14 protein-coding genes and 1 pseudogene are annotated in these 15978 nt (G+C 69.9%); 9 read left to right on the top strand and 6 right to left on the bottom strand.

Translation table 11 applies throughout. From position 1 onward, the window contains the following. The first annotated feature begins 205 nt into the window (after positions 1-205). On the top strand, positions 206-505 hold the full coding sequence (locus ACZ7M2_RS32100) for a hypothetical protein (RefSeq protein ID WP_471598295.1): 300 nt from the start codon (positions 206-208) through the stop codon (positions 503-505). Between the two features lie 407 nt (positions 506-912). On the opposite strand, the gene ACZ7M2_RS32095 is transcribed toward ACZ7M2_RS32100, so the two are convergent. Beyond that, entirely contained in the window at positions 913-1692 is a 780-nt protein-coding gene (locus ACZ7M2_RS32095; RefSeq protein WP_471598294.1) for a GntR family transcriptional regulator, read from the bottom strand. 163 nt (positions 1693-1855) lie between these two features. Here ACZ7M2_RS32095 and ACZ7M2_RS32090 point away from each other — a divergent pair, with 163 nt between their 5' ends. The 4 genes from ACZ7M2_RS32090 (at position 1856) to ACZ7M2_RS32075 (ending at position 5361) form a co-directional block, all read left to right on the top strand. Then, positions 1856-2206, top strand: a complete 351-nt coding sequence (locus ACZ7M2_RS32090; protein WP_471598293.1) for an SCO3933 family regulatory protein — start codon at positions 1856-1858, stop codon at positions 2204-2206. Beyond that, positions 2206-3507, top strand: coding sequence for an FtsK/SpoIIIE domain-containing protein (locus tag ACZ7M2_RS32085; protein ID WP_471598292.1), 1302 nt, complete (start codon positions 2206-2208; stop codon positions 3505-3507). The genes ACZ7M2_RS32090 and ACZ7M2_RS32085 overlap by 1 nt, the downstream gene beginning before the upstream one ends. After that, the gene (locus ACZ7M2_RS32080; RefSeq protein ID WP_471598291.1) at positions 3504-3701 is read left to right on the top strand and encodes a hypothetical protein; all 198 of its coding nucleotides are present in this window, start codon (positions 3504-3506) and stop codon (positions 3699-3701) included. Before ACZ7M2_RS32085 ends, ACZ7M2_RS32080 begins: the two co-directional genes overlap by 4 nt. A 298-nt stretch (positions 3702-3999) precedes the next feature. Beyond that, positions 4000-5361, top strand: a complete 1362-nt coding sequence (locus ACZ7M2_RS32075) for a replication initiator (protein ID WP_471598401.1) — start codon at positions 4000-4002, stop codon at positions 5359-5361. A gap of 147 nt (positions 5362-5508) precedes the next feature. Here ACZ7M2_RS32075 and ACZ7M2_RS32070 read toward each other — a convergent pair whose 3' ends face one another. After that, the gene (locus ACZ7M2_RS32070) at positions 5509-6903 is read right to left on the bottom strand and encodes a recombinase family protein (protein ID WP_471598290.1); all 1395 of its coding nucleotides are present in this window, start codon (positions 6901-6903) and stop codon (positions 5509-5511) included. A gap of 309 nt (positions 6904-7212) precedes the next feature. Between ACZ7M2_RS32070 and ACZ7M2_RS32065 the strand changes: the two are divergent. Together ACZ7M2_RS32065 and ACZ7M2_RS32060 are read left to right on the top strand one after the other, a co-directional pair. After that, a pseudogene (locus tag ACZ7M2_RS32065) lies at positions 7213-7905 on the top strand (potassium channel family protein); the annotation flags it as partial. 187 nt (positions 7906-8092) lie between these two features. Next, complete coding sequence (locus ACZ7M2_RS32060; protein WP_352049487.1) at positions 8093-9082, top strand: NAD(P)H-quinone oxidoreductase; 990 nt, start codon at positions 8093-8095, stop codon at positions 9080-9082. A 58-nt stretch (positions 9083-9140) separates the two neighbouring features. On the opposite strand, the gene ACZ7M2_RS32055 is transcribed toward ACZ7M2_RS32060, so the two are convergent. Next, entirely contained in the window at positions 9141-9638 is a 498-nt protein-coding gene (locus tag ACZ7M2_RS32055) for a hypothetical protein (protein ID WP_471598289.1), read from the bottom strand. Positions 9639-9794: 156 nt separating this feature from the next. Here ACZ7M2_RS32055 and ACZ7M2_RS32050 point away from each other — a divergent pair, with 156 nt between their 5' ends. Further along, a complete protein-coding gene (locus ACZ7M2_RS32050) occupies positions 9795-10337 on the top strand; it encodes a bacterial proteasome activator family protein (RefSeq protein ID WP_054234194.1) in 543 nt (180 codons plus the stop codon). Positions 10338-10483: 146 nt separating this feature from the next. Here the strand turns inward: ACZ7M2_RS32050 and ACZ7M2_RS32045 are convergent, their stop codons facing one another. After that, positions 10484-12124, bottom strand: coding sequence for a protein kinase domain-containing protein (locus tag ACZ7M2_RS32045; protein WP_471598288.1), 1641 nt, complete (start codon positions 12122-12124; stop codon positions 10484-10486). A gap of 435 nt (positions 12125-12559) precedes the next feature. On the opposite strand from ACZ7M2_RS32045, the gene ACZ7M2_RS32040 reads away from it, so the two are divergent. Then, a complete protein-coding gene (locus tag ACZ7M2_RS32040; RefSeq protein WP_471598287.1) occupies positions 12560-14128 on the top strand; it encodes a protein kinase domain-containing protein in 1569 nt (522 codons plus the stop codon). A gap of 152 nt (positions 14129-14280) precedes the next feature. On the opposite strand, the gene ACZ7M2_RS32035 is transcribed toward ACZ7M2_RS32040, so the two are convergent. Together ACZ7M2_RS32035 and ACZ7M2_RS32030 are read right to left on the bottom strand one after the other, a co-directional pair. Next, positions 14281-15381, bottom strand: a complete 1101-nt coding sequence (locus tag ACZ7M2_RS32035; RefSeq protein ID WP_471598400.1) for a phosphotransferase — start codon at positions 15379-15381, stop codon at positions 14281-14283. A gap of 103 nt (positions 15382-15484) precedes the next feature. Beyond that, positions 15485-15907: a pyridoxamine 5'-phosphate oxidase family protein gene (locus ACZ7M2_RS32030; RefSeq protein ID WP_471598286.1), complete on the bottom strand. Its 423-nt coding sequence runs from the start codon at positions 15905-15907 to the stop codon at positions 15485-15487. Between the last annotated feature and the right edge of the window lie 71 nt (positions 15908-15978).

Genomic DNA, 15978 nt, shown 5'->3' with positions numbered 1-15978 from the left:
TTCCCCACCCGGTCCCTAGGGGGCCGCGCTTCACAACCTCATACCGAGACCGGACCACCCCCGCGCCTGGCAGCTACCGGGGTGGTCCGGGAGGGGACTCAGCGGTCCCCGGTGCCTGATGGTACCGGGGCCGCTGCGCTGCGCATCTGCCCTGAGCCAAAGAGAGTTGACGATCCGTTACTAGATCAGGGCAGAGGTGGGCAAGGTGACTGGCGTAGGTGACGACTGGCTGAGTGATGGTCTCGACGTCGCGGGCGGAGACTGCGGTCTGTGGGTGTCCGGCGTCGACTACGTGGCGGCCTGGCGCGGTGCGCGGGAGACAGCGGACCAGCTGAACCGAGCGTTTCTCGGTGTCGGGTTCGAGCTGTCGCAGTTGCGGGCGGTTGCCTCGACGGACGAGGGCGGGCGCGGGGTTGTGCGGGTGGCGGGCTGGCCGGATGCGGTGGAGCGGCTCGCTGTGCTCCTGGAGGCGGTCACGCCGGGCGGCGATGGCGGTGCGGCGTGAGGGGTGTCTTCGCTGGGGAGTGGCGCGCGTGGGCACGTCGCCGGCCGCAGAGACTTTGGGCGGTAGCTGCCATGGGGCGAGTGAATAGGGGGCCTTACGCTCGCCAGCGGATCGGGCAGTCCTTGGACCTGCCCGCAATAGCCCGATCGGCCCCCTGTTCTTCGAGGCTCGCCCCATGGGAGCTGCCTAAAGTCTCGGCGGCCGGCGACCCCCAGCCACGCACACCCCGGCCCACGTCGTGCGCTCGCCGCCTCGACTCCTTGGGCGTACTGCGGTCGGGGGCGCCCGGCGACCGGACGGGACCGGCGGCCACGCCGCACGCCCGGCCGGGGCGGCCGGGCGGCCCGGCGCGCCGCAGGCGCGCCCTTGAGGAAGTGAAGACGCATTCGACCGATCGCCATCGCTCCTCAGCCGCGGGCATGCTGCGCGGGCTCCTTGTCGGCGGTGATCCGGTAGGCGAGTTCGGCACGGTCCGCCCCGACGCGGAGCTCTTCGAGAATCAGCGGGCGGCCGCTGCTGCCGTGCGTGACGCGGGAGATGCGCAGGATGGGCGTCGCGTCCGGGAGCTGGAGGGCGGTCCGCTCGTCGGGCAGGGGCATGCGGGCGCGGACCGTTTCCGACCACCACAGCTTGTGTCCCGCTTGGGTAAGCAGCCAGTAGACGGATGCCGGGCGGCGGTCCGGGGCCTCGGCAAGCATCGGGATGCCCTCGGCGACCTCGAACGGGATCAACGTGCGGTGCATTGCCCGGGTGTTGCTGGCGGGGTCGGTGAGCAGCCGGTCGCAGCCGAAGAGGGCTTCCTCCTCGCTGAGTTCGAGGAGTTGGCCGGTGGCCGTCGTGGTGTGGGTGCGGTACGGGGTGGGCTCCTCGGCCTCGTCCCAGACAGCACCGTTCGGCATCACGAAACGCCCCTCCGACGTGCGGCTCACGCGGCGGTCGATGGTGACGGTCGGCTGGCCGTCGGAGCGTACGAAGCTGCCCTTGCCGTGCCGGACGTCGATCAGGCCTTCCGCGCGCAGAGCGGCAACCGCGTTGCGGACGGTGGGGCGGGAGACCTTGTAGCGCTCGATGAGCTGGGCCTCGGAGGGGAGCGGGGCGCCGGGGGCGAACTCGCCCTTGAGGATCGCTTCCCGGATCGCGGCGGCGACCTGCTGGTAGAGGGCTCCGGGGCGTTGGATCTCCGTCATCTCGGCACCTTCGGGTCGAAGTCGTAGGCACGTCGCACGCGCGACATCACTCGTCAGCATAAGTAGTTGACCCCTCGCCGTACAGAGCCACATAGTCGTCACTCGTAAGGACAAGTGACGTCTGAATATGTCAGGCGTCCCGACTGGCCAAGGAGGCCAAGCAATGCAGTCCATTCCCGTGGACACGGCACGACTGGGCGTACTGCGGTGCGCCATCGCGCCCGAAGCAAAGATCAGCAACTTCGAGACACAGGAGGTGAAGAAGGACCGGGACGGCAACACGGTCTACTCCGTGGCCGTCACGGTGCGGCAGGACGGACGGCGTATCTCCGTGATCGAGATCGCCGTGGCCGGTGAGCCGAAGGGCATCGAGGAAGGACAGATCCTCAAGGTCACCGGACTGACCGCGTTCGCCTGGGCCATGGGCGACCGGCACGGAATCAGCTTCCGCGCCGACGCCATCACCCCCGTACCCAGCATTCCCGCGCCGAACAAGACCGGCGGGGGTGCGTGATGGATCCGATCGCATTCGCCTTCGGGCTGGCCGCGCTGGCGTGGGTGCTCGTCGTCGGTGACCTGCTGCGGCGGCACCGTCCGGCCTGGCACTGGTACCTCGCCGGATACCCGACCACCGCCCTGCGGGTGGTGCTCACCTGGCACAAGGTCGCCCTGCTCAACGACCTCACCGTCTCCCGGCGTCCGTCCCGCGGACTGCTCGGGGACCTCATCGTGAAGGGCGATCCGCTGCGGCCGGTCACTCCGCGGCTCTCGTTCCCGCGGGCCAACCGCATGGGACTGACGGCGACCGTGCGCCTGCACGCGGGCCAGACCCCCGTGACCTACATGAAAGCGGCGGACGCCTTGGTGCACGCGTGGAGGGTCCACGCGGTCCGGGTCACCTCGCCGGAACGGGGCCTCGTGCTTCTGACCGCAACCGCGAATGATCCGCTGGCGAGTCCCGGCTTAGCCTCCGCGCCCGCCGCGCTGCTGTCCGCGCTCATCGGCGTCCTGGAGAGCGGCGGAGCGTGGGTCATGGACCTGCAGCTCGTACCGCACTGGCTCATCGTCGGCGCCACCCGCTCGGGCAAGTCAACGTTGCTCGCCCGGCTGATCACTCAACTCGCCCCGCAACCTGTCGCACTGGTCGGCATCGACTGCAAGGGCGGCATGGAACTCGGGCTCTTCGCCGCCCGGCTAAGCGCACTGACCACCTGTCGGCGCGAGGCGGTCGCCGTGCTGGCCGCGCTGGTCGACGACATGCAGGACCGCATGCGTGCCTGCCGCACGGCTGGGGTCCGCTCTATCTGGGAGCTCCCGGAGAAGCTGCGGCCCGTGCCGGTCGTGGTGATCGTCGACGAGATCGCGGAGCTGTACCTGTCCGACGGCAGGCGAGAGAGCAAGGCAGAAGCCGAACAGTGCTCCACGCTCCTGCTCCGCCTGGCCCAGCTCGGTGCCGCGCTCGGCATGCACCTGGTCGTCGCCGGACAACGCGTCGGCTCCGACCTCGGACCTGGCGTTACCGCCCTGCGGGCCCAGCTTGGCGGTCGTATCTGCCACCGGGTCAACGACCCCGGCACGGCGGAAATGACGCTCGGCGACCTCAACAAGGACGCCGTCGTCGTCGCCCAGTCGATCACCCCGGACGAGAAGGGGGTCGCCGTCTGCACCGGGCCTGAGGGCGGCTGGAGCCGGGCTCGCTCCCATCTCACCTCGACCGAAGAGGCCTCGGCAACGGCCCGCAAGCACGCGGCCCTCACCCCCGAACTGCCCGCCCTAGACCGTGCCCTCGCGGCGCTCGAAGGAGACGACAAGTGATCAGCACAGGTACCGCCGTGTCCCTCGTGGTGGTCTTCGGGATCATCACCTTCCTCCTCGTGCGCTCCCGGGACGTCCGGGCCTGGGAAGCGATCTGCATCGCCCTCTTCGGCATGTACCTCGGCCAGACCCCCGTCAGCCTCACCATCAACGGCTTCCTGACCTGGGTACTGAGCGGCTTCTCCCACTTCTAGACCGGCAGGAAGGACCAACGCCATGCCCATGCCCCGCGTGAGGTGCCCCCACTGCAAGGGCGACGGAGCCCGCAAAACCTGGACCGGACGGCTTCACCGCTGCCGCGTCTGCCGCGGCACCGGAACCATCCGCTGACCTCGCAAGCACCCCGACCACGCAAGGAGTGATCCCCATGGACGACTGCGCGCCACCAACCATCACCCGAGCCGCTGCGGCGGCCCACCCCGGAAGGTCACCACCATCACACCCGAGCTCACCCCGGCTGACAGGCGCGCCGCCCTCGACCGCGCGGCGCGCCTGCGTCAGCTCCCCGAAACAGACCGCGACGCCATCCGCATCGCCCAAGACCCGAGGTTCACTCGCTGGCTGGAGCAGATCACAGCAACGGGCGGCTGCGCCCACCCGGTCCACCTTTCCGGCTCGACCACCGCCCTGGAGTCGGACACTGGCGAGATCCTCCATCACTACGACACCCGCACCGAACCCGGCGAACGGCTCCTCGTCCGCTGCCGCAACAGACGCGCAACCGTTTGCGCACCCTGCTCCCGACTCCACGCGGGCGACACCTACCACCTCGTCCGCGCCGGACTCCTCGGCGGCAAGAACGTCCCTGCCACGGTCCGCGACCGACCCCGGCTCTTCATCACCCTCACCGCCCCATCGTTCGGGCCCGTGCATCGCGCCGGGGAGCGCTGCCGCCCTCGTCGCGACCGCGGACGGTGCGAGCACGACCGGCCCCTCGGCTGCGGCGCCGTCCATGACACGAACGACGTCCGCGTCGGCCAACCCCTCTGCGTCGACTGCTACGACTACCCGGCCCACATCCTCTGGCACGCGCACGCGGGCAAGCTCTGGGACCGCTTCGTCATCGGCGTCCGGCGCCAACTCGCCTCCTCGGCGGGTCTCGTACAGTCCCGATTCGCCGATCACACCCGACTGTCCTTCGCACGGGTCGCGGAGTACCAAAGGCGTGCGGCCGTCCACGTGCACGCTGTCGTACGTCTCGACGGCCCGGACGGACCGAACGAGGAACCTCCGGCGTGGGGCAGTGCCGACCGGCTCGCTGATGCCGTGCACGCGTCTGCTCGGCGGGTCCTGCTGCGCACTCCGTACAGTCCCGCCGTCGGAGAACTCGCCTTGCGCTGGGGCGCCCAAATCGACGCCCGTCCCCTGCGCGCCGATGGCCTCGGCCCGGACGACGACGCCGTAGCCGCGTACGTCGCCAAATACGTCACCAAGGGAGCGGGAGAGACAGGCGCCGGCGCCGACCACAGGCTTACGACCTGGGGCGACATCGCCGCGGTTCCCGTCACCGACCACGTGCGGGCGCTCATGCGCACCTGTTGGCGTCTCGGCGGCCTCCCCGAGTATGAGTCGCTCCGCCTGCGCGCCTGGACCCACACCCTCGGCTACCGGGGCCACATCCTCACCAAGTCCCGCGCCTACTCGACGACGTATGCCGCGCTGCGCGCCGACCGTGCCGAACACGTCGGACAGGAAACCAGGACCGATTCCGACACAGATGCCCAGTGGCGCTACGTCGGCTCCGGCCATTCGCCCGGTGCCGCGCTCATCGCCGCCGGCATTGCCGATGACCTTGCCGGGAATCGGGCGGCGGCACGCGAGGCGGCGAACTTGAGGCAGGGGAGACCGGATTGAACCTCCCCCTGGAAGGTGAGGATGACTGGGCCTGGGCGCGAGAACAGGCCCGTAAGGCACCGGCTTGGTCGGACGACGACTGGCGACGGGCGAACGCAATCCTTGGTCTGCCCGTCGCAACCGATCGAGGCCACCGTGTCCCGGAGATCACGGAGCCTCGGAGTCCGCTGCCTCCTCCGACTGATTCCCCTTCGGTCGCCAGACCGGGGTCAAACGATCGCGAACCGGCTTCCCGCGCCCGACTGCGGGTGAGACGAGTACGGCAAGGAGTAGGTCTTCGACGTAACCGCGCTTCTCGCTGAGCAGTAGGTCATTCCACTCCGCTGCGAGATCAACGGGAGCGCCTTGGGCGACGTGCTTGCTCCGCAGGAATCGGTTCCGCTCCGCCGTGAGGCGACGCTTCTCGGCTTCGTGTTCCGCGAGCTGCGAGAAGTACGTCTCGGCAGTGATGATCCGCGCTTTGCGGGCCTGCTTCAGGTCCCCAATGTCTTCGAGGACACGCTCCAACTCCTCTTCCTTCTCCCACGTCGTGGGCTCCGGACTGGCCTTCCGTTTGGCGGCCTCCTCCTGGTGCTTCGCGATGACTGACATGGAGACCGCCTTGTCCGTCTCCGGACCGGCGATCCTCGTACCTCCGCACCCTCCGTAGGCGCTGCCGCTGCTTGGGCAGGTGTAGTAGAAGTACCCGTCCGGCTTGTTGAGGCGCTTCTCTGCTTTGGAGACTCGCAGCAGTGCGCCGCAACCTTCGCGGTCGCACCGAAGAGTGCCGCGCAACAAGGACTTGCGCGCATTGCGGCCTTGGCCCGGCGCGGGATTCGAACCGAGTAGTTCCGTGACGGCCTCCCACTCCTCGACGGAGATCACGGGTTCCCACTGCCCGATCACGGGTTTGCCCTGGTCGTCCAAGACGATCTCGACTCGCGTGTTCGCCGTCCCCGTCACGGGGTCGACGTCGATCACCTGGCGCGGTCGGTACCCGCACAGGCGGGGATTGCGCATCACAGCCTTAAGCCCGGCGTGCGACCAATCGCGGCCTGTCGACGTGGTCACCCCGGCATCTTTCAGTTTCCTGATGACAGCAGAGATCGGCTTTCCCGCGAGCAGCCAGTCGACCATCTGACGTAGCCACTGGGCCTCGTACGGGTCGAGCGTGCGCTTGTCTTCCTTCCAGCCGAACGGCCTGGTCCCGCCCGTGGGGATCCCGGCCTGTTGCAGCGCTTGGTGCTTGCGTGCAACCCGTCGCGCCGTGTCGGCCGACTGCTTGTTGTTGGTCGCGGTCACGATGCGCGCGACGGTGCGGCCGTTGTCTGTCAGCAGGTCGAGAGTGCCCGTGATGTCGATGATCGGGCGCCCGAAGTTCTCGACGACCTCGATCGCGTCCTCAAGGTGCCGGTTGTCACGGGTGAGGCGGTCGATGTCGTAGACGATCAGGCCGTCCAGGCGTTCGTCGTTCGGTGCGGTCCCTCGCTTGAGGTCTTCCAACGCGCCCTCGAACACAGGCCGGATGACGCGGTAGCCGATCTCCCCGTTGGGCAGGCGCACACGCTTGCGCTTCCACGCGCTCGTGTCCGGTTCCTCGTACGTGTAGACGTACCGCCCGCCGCGCGACTCGACGAACGAGCGGTTGTCCTTCTCCTGCTCGTCTCGGCTCCTGATGTCCCGACCGGTCATCGGCCGGAACGAGGGCTTGGCGTCCGTGCTGCCAGTAGCGTCGTCACCAGCGGTAGCGAGATCCTCGTCGACCTCGAAGGACAGTCTGACCAGACCGGCCCAGTTCTGTCCCGCTAAGTCGCCCCAACGGGCCCGCTGCACAAGGTCGTTGTCCATGTTCTAAAGGTACTTTCAAGAAAACGCTGGAGGGCGGCTTTGCGCGACCACACCGTCGTTGTCGGGTTCGGGACCAAGGGGCGGTCGGCGGTGCAGACCGTCTGTGCGACCGGGCTGAAGAAGGAGCAGGTCGTGGTCGTTGACCCTAGTGCCAAGGCGGTCGAGGCGGCGACGGCCGAGGGGTACGCCGGGGTCATGGGGGACGCGACGCGCAGCGATGTGCTGATGCGGGCCGAGGTCCACAAGGCGCGGCAGATCATCATCGCGACCCAGCGCGACGACACGGCCGTGCTGGTCACGCTGACCGCACGTCAGCTCAACCGGCAGGCGAAGATCGTCGCCGCGGTGCGCGAGGAGGAGAACGCGCCGCTGCTCAAGCAGTCGGGTGCCGACGCCGTGATCACCAGTGCCAGCGCGGCCGGACGCCTCCTCGGGCTCTCCGTGCTCAGCCCCAGCGCTGGCATGGTCATGGAAGACCTCATCCAGCAGGGCAGCGGGCTCGACATCGTGGAACGGCCGGTCGTGAAGGCCGAGGTGGGCAAGGGCGTACGCGAGACGGACGACCTGGTGGTCAGCGTCGTACGGGGGCATCGTGTGCTCGGCTACGACGATCCGGCCATCGGGAAACTCCAGTTGACCGACCGGCTCATCACCATTGTGCGGGTCACGCCCGGCACCCGGGTGGCACCGCACAGTCGACCGCTGCCCCAGGACTGAATCCTCGGGACTGATCCTTCGGGGCGGAATCCCCGGGGCTGAATCCCCGGACTCCCGCCGACATCCACCCAGCGTGCGGGGACCACGCGACCACGCTCGTCGTCGTCCGCCGGGCCGAGCGCCGGCTGCGCGCCGCGGACCGGTACCCGCGGGCTTCTCACCGTGTGACGGGGGTAGCGTCAGCTTCATGAAGGCAGTGACGATCACCCAGCCCGGCGGCCCCGAAGTGCTCACCTGGACGGATGTGCCGGATCCCGTTCCCGGTGACGGGGAAGTTCTCGTCGAAGTAGTGGCCAGCGCCGTCAACCGCGCCGATCTTCTGCAACGGCAGGGCTTCTACAACCCGCCGCCCGGCGCCTCCCCGTACCCCGGACTCGAATGCTCGGGCCGGATCGTCGAGATCGGCCCCGGAGTCTCCGGATGGGCCGTCGGCGACGAGGTCTGCGCGCTGCTCGCGGGCGGCGGATACGGCGAGAAGGTCGCCGTCCCGGCCGGCCAGCTGATGCCCGTTCCCGAGGGCCTGGACCTCACGCGGGCGGCCGCGCTGCCCGAGGTGACCTGCACCGTCTGGTCCAACGTCTTCATGGTCTCCCACCTGCGTCCGGGCGAGACCCTGCTCGTGCACGGCGGCTCCAGCGGCATCGGCACCATGGCGATCCAGCTGGCGAAGGCCGTCGGTGCGAAGGTCGCCGTCACGGCCGGTACCAAGGAGAAGCTCGACTTCTGCGCCGAGCTCGGCGCGGACATCCTCATCAACTACCGCGAGCAGGACTTCGTCGAGGAGATCGAGCGGGCCACGGACGGCTCGGGCGCCGACGTCATCCTCGACAACATGGGCGCCAAGTACCTCGACCGGAACGTGCGGGCCCTCGCGGTCAACGGACGGCTCGCGATCATCGGTCTCCAGGGCGGTGCCAAGGGTGAGCTGAACATCGGCGCGCTCCTCACGAAGCGTGCCGCGATCAGCGCCACCTCGCTGCGTGCCCGCCCGCTCGGCGAGAAGGCGGCGATCGTCTCGGCCGTGCGCGAGCACGTGTGGCCGCTGATCGCCTCCGGCCATGTGCGGCCGGTCGTCGACCGCGAGCTGCCGATGAGCGAGGCGGCGACGGCCCACCAGGTCCTGGAGGAGAGCGGCCACATCGGCAAGGTCCTCCTCGTGGTCCCCGGCAAGGACTAGGAAAGGACCAGGAGACCAGGAAACGACCGGGACGGGACCGGGTCCCCGGGCGGTTCGCTCAGCCTCGTCGCAGGCGCAGGGCGAGGAAGGCGAGGCCCAGGCCGAGGCCGATGAGGATCAGCCCACCGCCGAGGGACAGGATCTTGAGGACCGGTTCGGGGGCGGTCGCCGGGCCGACCTCGTCGTGCTGGACGGGTACGGCCGCGGGCCGCGACGGCTCGGGGGCGCCGGTCGCGTCCGGGCCGTCCGACGCGGCGTTCTCCCCGGCGGGGTCGCGGTCCGTGTACGTCGGCGCGGTGTCCTCGTAGCTCCCGCTCCCGTCCTCGTCCCGCGCCGGGGGGTCCTCGCGCCCCGGATGCGTACGGCCCTGGCCCGCACTGCTCCCCGCGCGGGAGGCGCGGGCGCTCGGAGCGGGATCGGCGGCGTACGACACCACGTACGGGACGGCGCGCGAGACGGCGTACGAACGCGAGACGGCGTACGAAGGGGATACCGCGCCGGTCGTCAGGACGAGCAGCAGTCCGGTCACACGGAGCGCGCTGAGCCGTGGAGTCACGTGGGTGGCCCCCTCCCGGTGAGGAGTCCCATGATCAATGGGGCAAGCCTCACATGACCCCTTCTTCCCGGCATCTCGACGGTCACCTGAACGGTGGATCACGCTGTATGGGGGGCACCACCGTGATGGGGTGGAGGTGTGCGAGAGAATGGCGGCATGGAGATGCCGAGGAACGAAAGGTCGCCGGAGAACCCCCAGATCCTGGTCGTGGGCCAGGACGGGATGGCTCTCGGCGGCACCGGTGACGAGGACTCCCGCGAGGTCCCGGTGACAGAGATGGTCGAACAGCCCGCCAAGGTCATGCGTATCGGGAGCATGATCAAGCAACTTCTCGAAGAGGTGCGCGCCGCACCTCTGGACGAGGCGAGCCGGGTCCGGCTCAAGGAGATCCACGCCAGCTCCGTGAAGGAGCTGGAGGACGGCCTGGCGCCCGAGCTGGTCGAGGAGCTGGAGCGGCTCTCGCTGCCCTTCACGCACGACGCGACCCCCAGTGACGCCGAGCTGCGCATCGCGCAGGCCCAGCTGGTGGGGTGGCTCGAGGGTCTCTTCCACGGGATCCAGACGACCCTGTTCGCCCAGCAGATGGCGGCCAGGGCCCAGCTGGAGCAGATGCGCCGCGCGCTCCCGCCGGGCGTCGGCGGCCTGGACGGCGACGAGGACCCGCGCGCGGGTGGCCGCTCCGGCGGACCGTACCTGTAGCCCCGGGCGACCCCTTCTCTCGCATTCTCTCGAATTCTCACGAAACGGGCCCGGCACGTGAAGTGCCGGGCCCGTCTTATGGGTGCTTATGCGCGCTATGGGTACGCGTGAGTGTTACGGGGATTGCGGGGATTGTGTGTAGCGGTTCAGGCCGGGTTGCCCGAAGAGACGCTCAGCTCGATGTCGGGCATGTTCTTGGGATCGACGTCCTCGTCCGCGGACGGGAACTGATCCATGATCGTGTCCTGGCCGTAGGTGTTCTCGTCGACGCGCTTGATCTTCATGTGCCAGCCCGCGGCCTGGAAGCAGGACTTCACGGACGTCAGGTTCTTGTACTGGAAGTCCGGGATCTTGATCTTGTTCGGGTCGTTGTACGACTCCTGCGGAGACGTGCACTTCTCCTTGTCGATCGTCTTCGACGTGTCCGGACCCTTGTGCCCCGCCACCACGGACGGCGAGGGGCTGCTGCCGCCGCCTCCCTGGTTGTCGCCGCCGCCGTTGTTGTTCAGCGCGAGGGCGGTGATCAGACCGCCGATCGCGACGAGCGCGACCACGATCGAGCCGACGACGACCGCCTTGTTGCCCTTGCGGCCACCGGAACCGCCCGGGCCGCCCGGGACGGAGGTCTGGGGCTGGGGCGCGAGGTGGTACGGCGGCGGGGTCGACATGCCCTGCTGGGGGGCGTACACCGGGGCCCCCGGCGTCGGGTAGCCCCCCTGCTGCGGATACCCGTACGCCTGGGACGGCGCGGGCGGCGGGGTCGGTGCCCCGTAGGGATTGGGCTGGTACGGCGTCTGCACGGGGCCCGGGGCCGGCATCGCCTGGTCGACGGGCGGGAAGACGGCCGAGCCGACGCCCGCGCCGCTCGACGTCCTGGCCCCCGGCACGATGCTCGGCGCGGCGGCCTGCAGCGACTGGGACACCCGCAGGCACTCGTCGCGCATGATCTCGGCGCTCGGGAAACGCTCGTTCGGGTTCTTCTTCAGCGCGCGGGCGATCAGCGCGTCCACCGCCGGGGGCAGGGAGCGGTTGATCGAGGAGGGCGTGACCGGCTCCTCCTGGACATGCGCGTACGCGATGGCCAGCGGCGAGTCGGCCTCGAACGGCAGCCGCCCGGTGACCAGTTGGAACAGCATGATGCCGACGGAGTAGAGGTCGGACCGGGCGTCCACGCCCCGGCCGAGCGCCTGCTCCGGGGAGAGGTACTGCGGGGTGCCGACGACCATGCCGGTCTGCGTCATCGAGGTGACGCCGGACTGCATGGCGCGGGCGATGCCGAAGTCCATCACCTTGACGACGCCCCGCTTCGTCATCATCACGTTGCCCGGCTTGATGTCCCGGTGGACCAGGCCCATCTCGTGGCTGATCTCCAGGGCCGCCAGCACGTCCGCGGTGATCTTCAGGGCCTTGTCGGCGGGCATGGCGCCGTACTGCGCGATGTCCTGGTCGAGCACGGAGCCGAGCGGGCGGCCCTCGACGTACTCCATGACGATGTACGGCGTCGTCATGCCGCCCAGTTCGTCCTCGCCGGTGTCGAAGACCGAGACGATGTTCGTGTGCGTGAGTTTCGCCACCGCCTGGGCCTCGCGGCGGAAGCGCTCGCGGAAGGCCTGCTCGCGGCCGAGCTCGGTGTGCAGTGTCTTGATCGCGACCTGGCGGTCGAGCACCGAGTCGTAGGCGAGGTGCACCGAGGCCATGCCGCCTTCGCCGAGCAGATCACGCAGCTGGTAGCGGCCGCCGGCGACCGCGCGTCCCGCGTACCGGCCCTGTGCGCCGTCCTGGCTCATGTTCTGCGTCCCCCATTGGCGCGGATTGTTCTGCCTGTGCTGCGAGCCGTCCTGCACGCGCTCCGCGCGGTCGTGCCGTGATCCGCGCGGTGAACTGCGCTGTGATCCGTACCGAGTCCGTCCGGGTCCGTGCTGTGATCGATCTGTGTCTCAGTGATCGATTGGCTGATTCCCGGCCAAGTCTGCCGTAGGGCACTGACACGTCAAGCGCGGTGCCCGTTCCGTGACTGTCTGCGAAAGAAGCGTCGCGGAAGCGTTACAGGTGCCGTACGAGCGGTACACAGAATTTGCATGTCGACACCCTGGACAGGTTTCATGGCCGGTCCATCTCACGTCCATCTCGGGCCGGAGCCTTGCGCGAAGCCTGTAGCGTGGCCCGACGGAGACCGTAACAACCACCGCGCAGACCGCGGGCAGAAACGACGGCGAGGACTGATGGCACAGCAGCAGCGCGCTCAGGGCCCGTCCGACCCCGAGGCGACTGGCGGCGGTATGTCAGATGCGCCGGAGATGTGGGGTAATGGCGGACTTGTGGGGGACGGCCGATACCGGCTGACCCACAGACTAGGCCGGGGCGGCATGGCCGAGGTGTTTGCGGCCGAGGACGTGCGCCTCGGGCGCACCGTCGCGGTCAAGCTGCTCCGCTCCGACCTGGCCGAGGACCCGGTGTCCAAGGCCCGCTTCACGCGTGAGGCGCAGTCGGTGGCCGGACTCAACCACCACGCCGTCGTCGCCGTGTACGACTCGGGCGAGGACGTCGTCGGCCACGGAGTCGTGCCGTACATCGTGATGGAGCTCGTCGAGGGCCGCACGATCCGCGACCTGCTGATCAACGCCGAGGCCCCCGGGCCCGAGCAGGCGCTGATCATCGTGTCCGGTGTCCTGGAGGCGCTCGCCTACTCGCACCAGCACGGCATCGTGCACCGCGACATCAAGCCGGCGAACGTGATCATCACGAACACCGGTGCGGTGAAGGTGATGGACTTCGGCATCGCGCGCGCCCTGCACGGCGCGCAGTCGACGATGACCCAGACCGGCATGGTCATGGGCACACCGCAGTACCTCTCCCCGGAGCAGGCCCTCGGCAAGGCCGTCGACCACCGCTCCGACCTGTACGCGACCGGCTGTCTGCTGTACGAACTGCTCGCGCTGCGGCCCCCGTTCACCGGCGAGACGCCGCTGTCGGTGGTCTACCAGCACGTCCAGGACATCCCGGTGCCCCCCTCCGAGGTCGCGCACGGCGCGCCGCCGGAGCTCGACGGGCTCGTCATGCGCTCCCTCGCGAAGGAGCCGGACGACCGGTTCCAGACCGCCGAGGAGATGCGCGGACTCGTCCAGTACGGGCTGCAGATGCTGTACGACCAGGGCGGGCACACCGGCACCTGGAACACCGGCCCGGTCGCCCTGCACGAGGGGTTCCACACCCCGGCGTCCGGCTTCGCGGGGACGACCGCGCTGCCGCACCCCGGTGAGTCCGGCACCACGCAGATCCCGGCGCCGATCATCCCGCCGTACGGCAACGGCGGGGACGACGGCGGCTTCGAGGGGCACGGCAACCACGGCAGCGGCCGCGGCAAGCTGTGGATCCTCGCGGTCCTCGCGGTGATCGCGATCGCGGCGGGCGTCGCGCTCGCGCTCCACACCACCGCCGGCGGCGGGAGCGGCGGGAGCGGTACGACCCACTCGCCGGCCACCACGCCGTCCGCCACGGAGGACCAGCCCAGCGCGAGTCCCAGCGACAGCGCCACGGACACCGCGACGGACGACTCCACGGACGACAGCACCAGCTCGGGCGGCGGTTCGAACTACACGCCTTCGTACACGCCGTCCCCGAGCTACAGCAGCCAGCCCTCGAGCCAGCCGTCGGACACGGCCACGGACACGACGCCGACGGACACGACGCCGACGGACCCGGCGACCCAGAGCCAGGATCCGCCGACGCCGGTCAATCCGACGGACGGCGGCGACGGCGGCGACAGCCAGGGCAGCTCGACGGGCCCTTGAAGTACACCGACGGAAACGTCCGCCACGCGCGCGTGAAGCCCGAAACGGGCGCCACGCGCGCGTGGTGTTTCCCCATGGTCGCGGTGTTCGCGCCCCGGCCACTGTGTCTCCCCCGACCGGTGTCGGCGTCCCCGCCCGACCGGTGTCGGCGATCAGCTCGCGAACGCCTCGCACACCGTGTCGTACTCCCTCGTCCACCACACCGCCAGCGCCGAGGCCGCCGGGAACTGCGGATCGGCGCGGGTGTCGCCGCGCTCGTAGTGCCAGCGCAGCATCCAGAAGTCGTTGAGGCGCTCCCACCACACCCGGTGCACGGCGGCCGCCAGCTCGGCGGGGCCGGCGCCCGCGGTACGCCGGTACGCGCGCGCGTAGGCCCGCACCTTCGCCAGGTCCAGCGCGCCGACGGGGCGTACGAAGAAGATCACCGCGGCGCGTACGGCCTCCTCGGCGCGGGGATGGACGCCCAGCCGGTCCCAGTCGACGATCGCGGCCGGTTCGCCGTCGCGGTAGAGCAGGTTGAAGGGGTGGAAGTCGCCGTGCACCCAGCCCACCGAGCCGCCCTGCGGGGGCCGTCGGTCGGCATGCCGCTCCAGGAGGGCGCGCCGCTCCAGGAGCCGGTGCCGGGCCAGCTCGTCGAAGGCGTCGTACGGGCGGTGGCGGCGTACCTGGGCGAGCAGGCGGTCGATGAGTGCGAAGGTGTCCGCGGGGTCGGCTCCCCGGGCCGGATCGACCCCTTCCGCCGCCGCTGAGCCTCCCGCGCCGGCCTTCGCCGAGCCGCCCGCCCTTGCCGAGCCTTCCGTCGCCCCGGTGACGTCGGTCGCTCTCGCCGGGGTGCGGCCCTGCGTCGGCATCACCCGCTCCAAGCTCGCGTGGACGACACCCAGGAGCGCCCCCAGCCGTGCGCACTGCCGCGTGGTGAGCTGGCCGCCGTGCCGGTGCCGGCCGTCGATCCAGGGGTGCAGCGCGTACGCGTGGCCCCCGATGACGGCGACGGTACGCCCGTCGGTGCCGGTCAGCGGCGGGGCGACGGGGACGCCGAGGTCGGCGAGACGCTGGGTCGCCCGGTGCTGACGGGCGATGGCCGCGGGGTCGGCGGTCTCGGGGTCGAAATGGTGCTTGAGGAAATAGCGGCCGCGGGTGGTGCGCAGCCGATAGCCGCGATTGAGCAGCCCCTGTTCGACGGGGTCGCAGGTCAGCGCGGACCCGGCGGCGTACTGGCGGAGGAGGGCGCCCAGAGGGGGCGCGTGAGACACCGGGGGTGGTGCGGATAGGCGCGGCACGCGCCAGATGCTAGGGCACGAGCCGGGCCTCTGACCTCGGGTTTGTCACAGACAGTCGTCTTTGATCACGGGGCAGTCACAGGGTGCGCCGGAACTGGCGTTCCATGGCATCGTCCGCGGAATGGACGGTGCAGAACTGGGGCTCGATGCTCAGATGGACCGGGTCGAAGGGCTCGCCGTCCATGAACCGCGGCGCGGGCCCGAACAGCTCGCGGTGGGACGCGGTGGGCTCCACGGCCTCGCACCGGCCCACGATCTGTACGGACCACACGCTCTCGCCGGGCCCTGCCGTGGCCAGGTTGTCGGTGCCGTAGGCGACGACGCTCCCGAGGCAGGCCCGGTGGTAGCCGCAGCCCCGGTGCAGGCGCAACAGGACGCGGCCGTCCACCACGACGTGGCGGGCGAGGGTGAGGAAAGGCATGGCGCGCAGGCTGGCGGCCAGCCGGCCGTGGTCGGTACGGCCGAGGAGTTCCACGGCGAGCTCGTCGTCGATGGGCATGCCCCCAATCTCCGACACCCTGAAGGCCCCGAAAAAGAGGCACCCGCCCCTTGAAGAGGCGCCAAAGGTCC

It is taken from the genome of Streptomyces sp. NPDC111507, from assembly GCF_055638955.1.
Note: the sequence above shows the minus strand (reverse complement) of the source record. Positions and strands in the feature narration are given on the sequence as shown.

Coding starts and splice junctions, on each gene's coding strand:
- ACZ7M2_RS32060 (WP_352049487.1), top strand. CDS start 8,093: ATGAAGGCAGTGACGATCACCCAGCCCGGCGGCCCCGAAGTGCTCACC.
- ACZ7M2_RS32090 (WP_471598293.1), top strand. CDS start 1,856: ATGCAGTCCATTCCCGTGGACACGGCACGACTGGGCGTACTGCGGTGC.
- ACZ7M2_RS32085 (WP_471598292.1), top strand. CDS start 2,206: ATGGATCCGATCGCATTCGCCTTCGGGCTGGCCGCGCTGGCGTGGGTG.
- ACZ7M2_RS32050 (WP_054234194.1), top strand. CDS start 9,795: ATGGAGATGCCGAGGAACGAAAGGTCGCCGGAGAACCCCCAGATCCTG.
- ACZ7M2_RS32040 (WP_471598287.1), top strand. CDS start 12,560: ATGGCACAGCAGCAGCGCGCTCAGGGCCCGTCCGACCCCGAGGCGACT.
- ACZ7M2_RS32095 (WP_471598294.1), bottom strand. CDS start 1,692: ATGACGGAGATCCAACGCCCCGGAGCCCTCTACCAGCAGGTCGCCGCC.
- ACZ7M2_RS32030 (WP_471598286.1), bottom strand. CDS start 15,907: ATGCCCATCGACGACGAGCTCGCCGTGGAACTCCTCGGCCGTACCGAC.
- ACZ7M2_RS32045 (WP_471598288.1), bottom strand. CDS start 12,124: ATGAGCCAGGACGGCGCACAGGGCCGGTACGCGGGACGCGCGGTCGCC.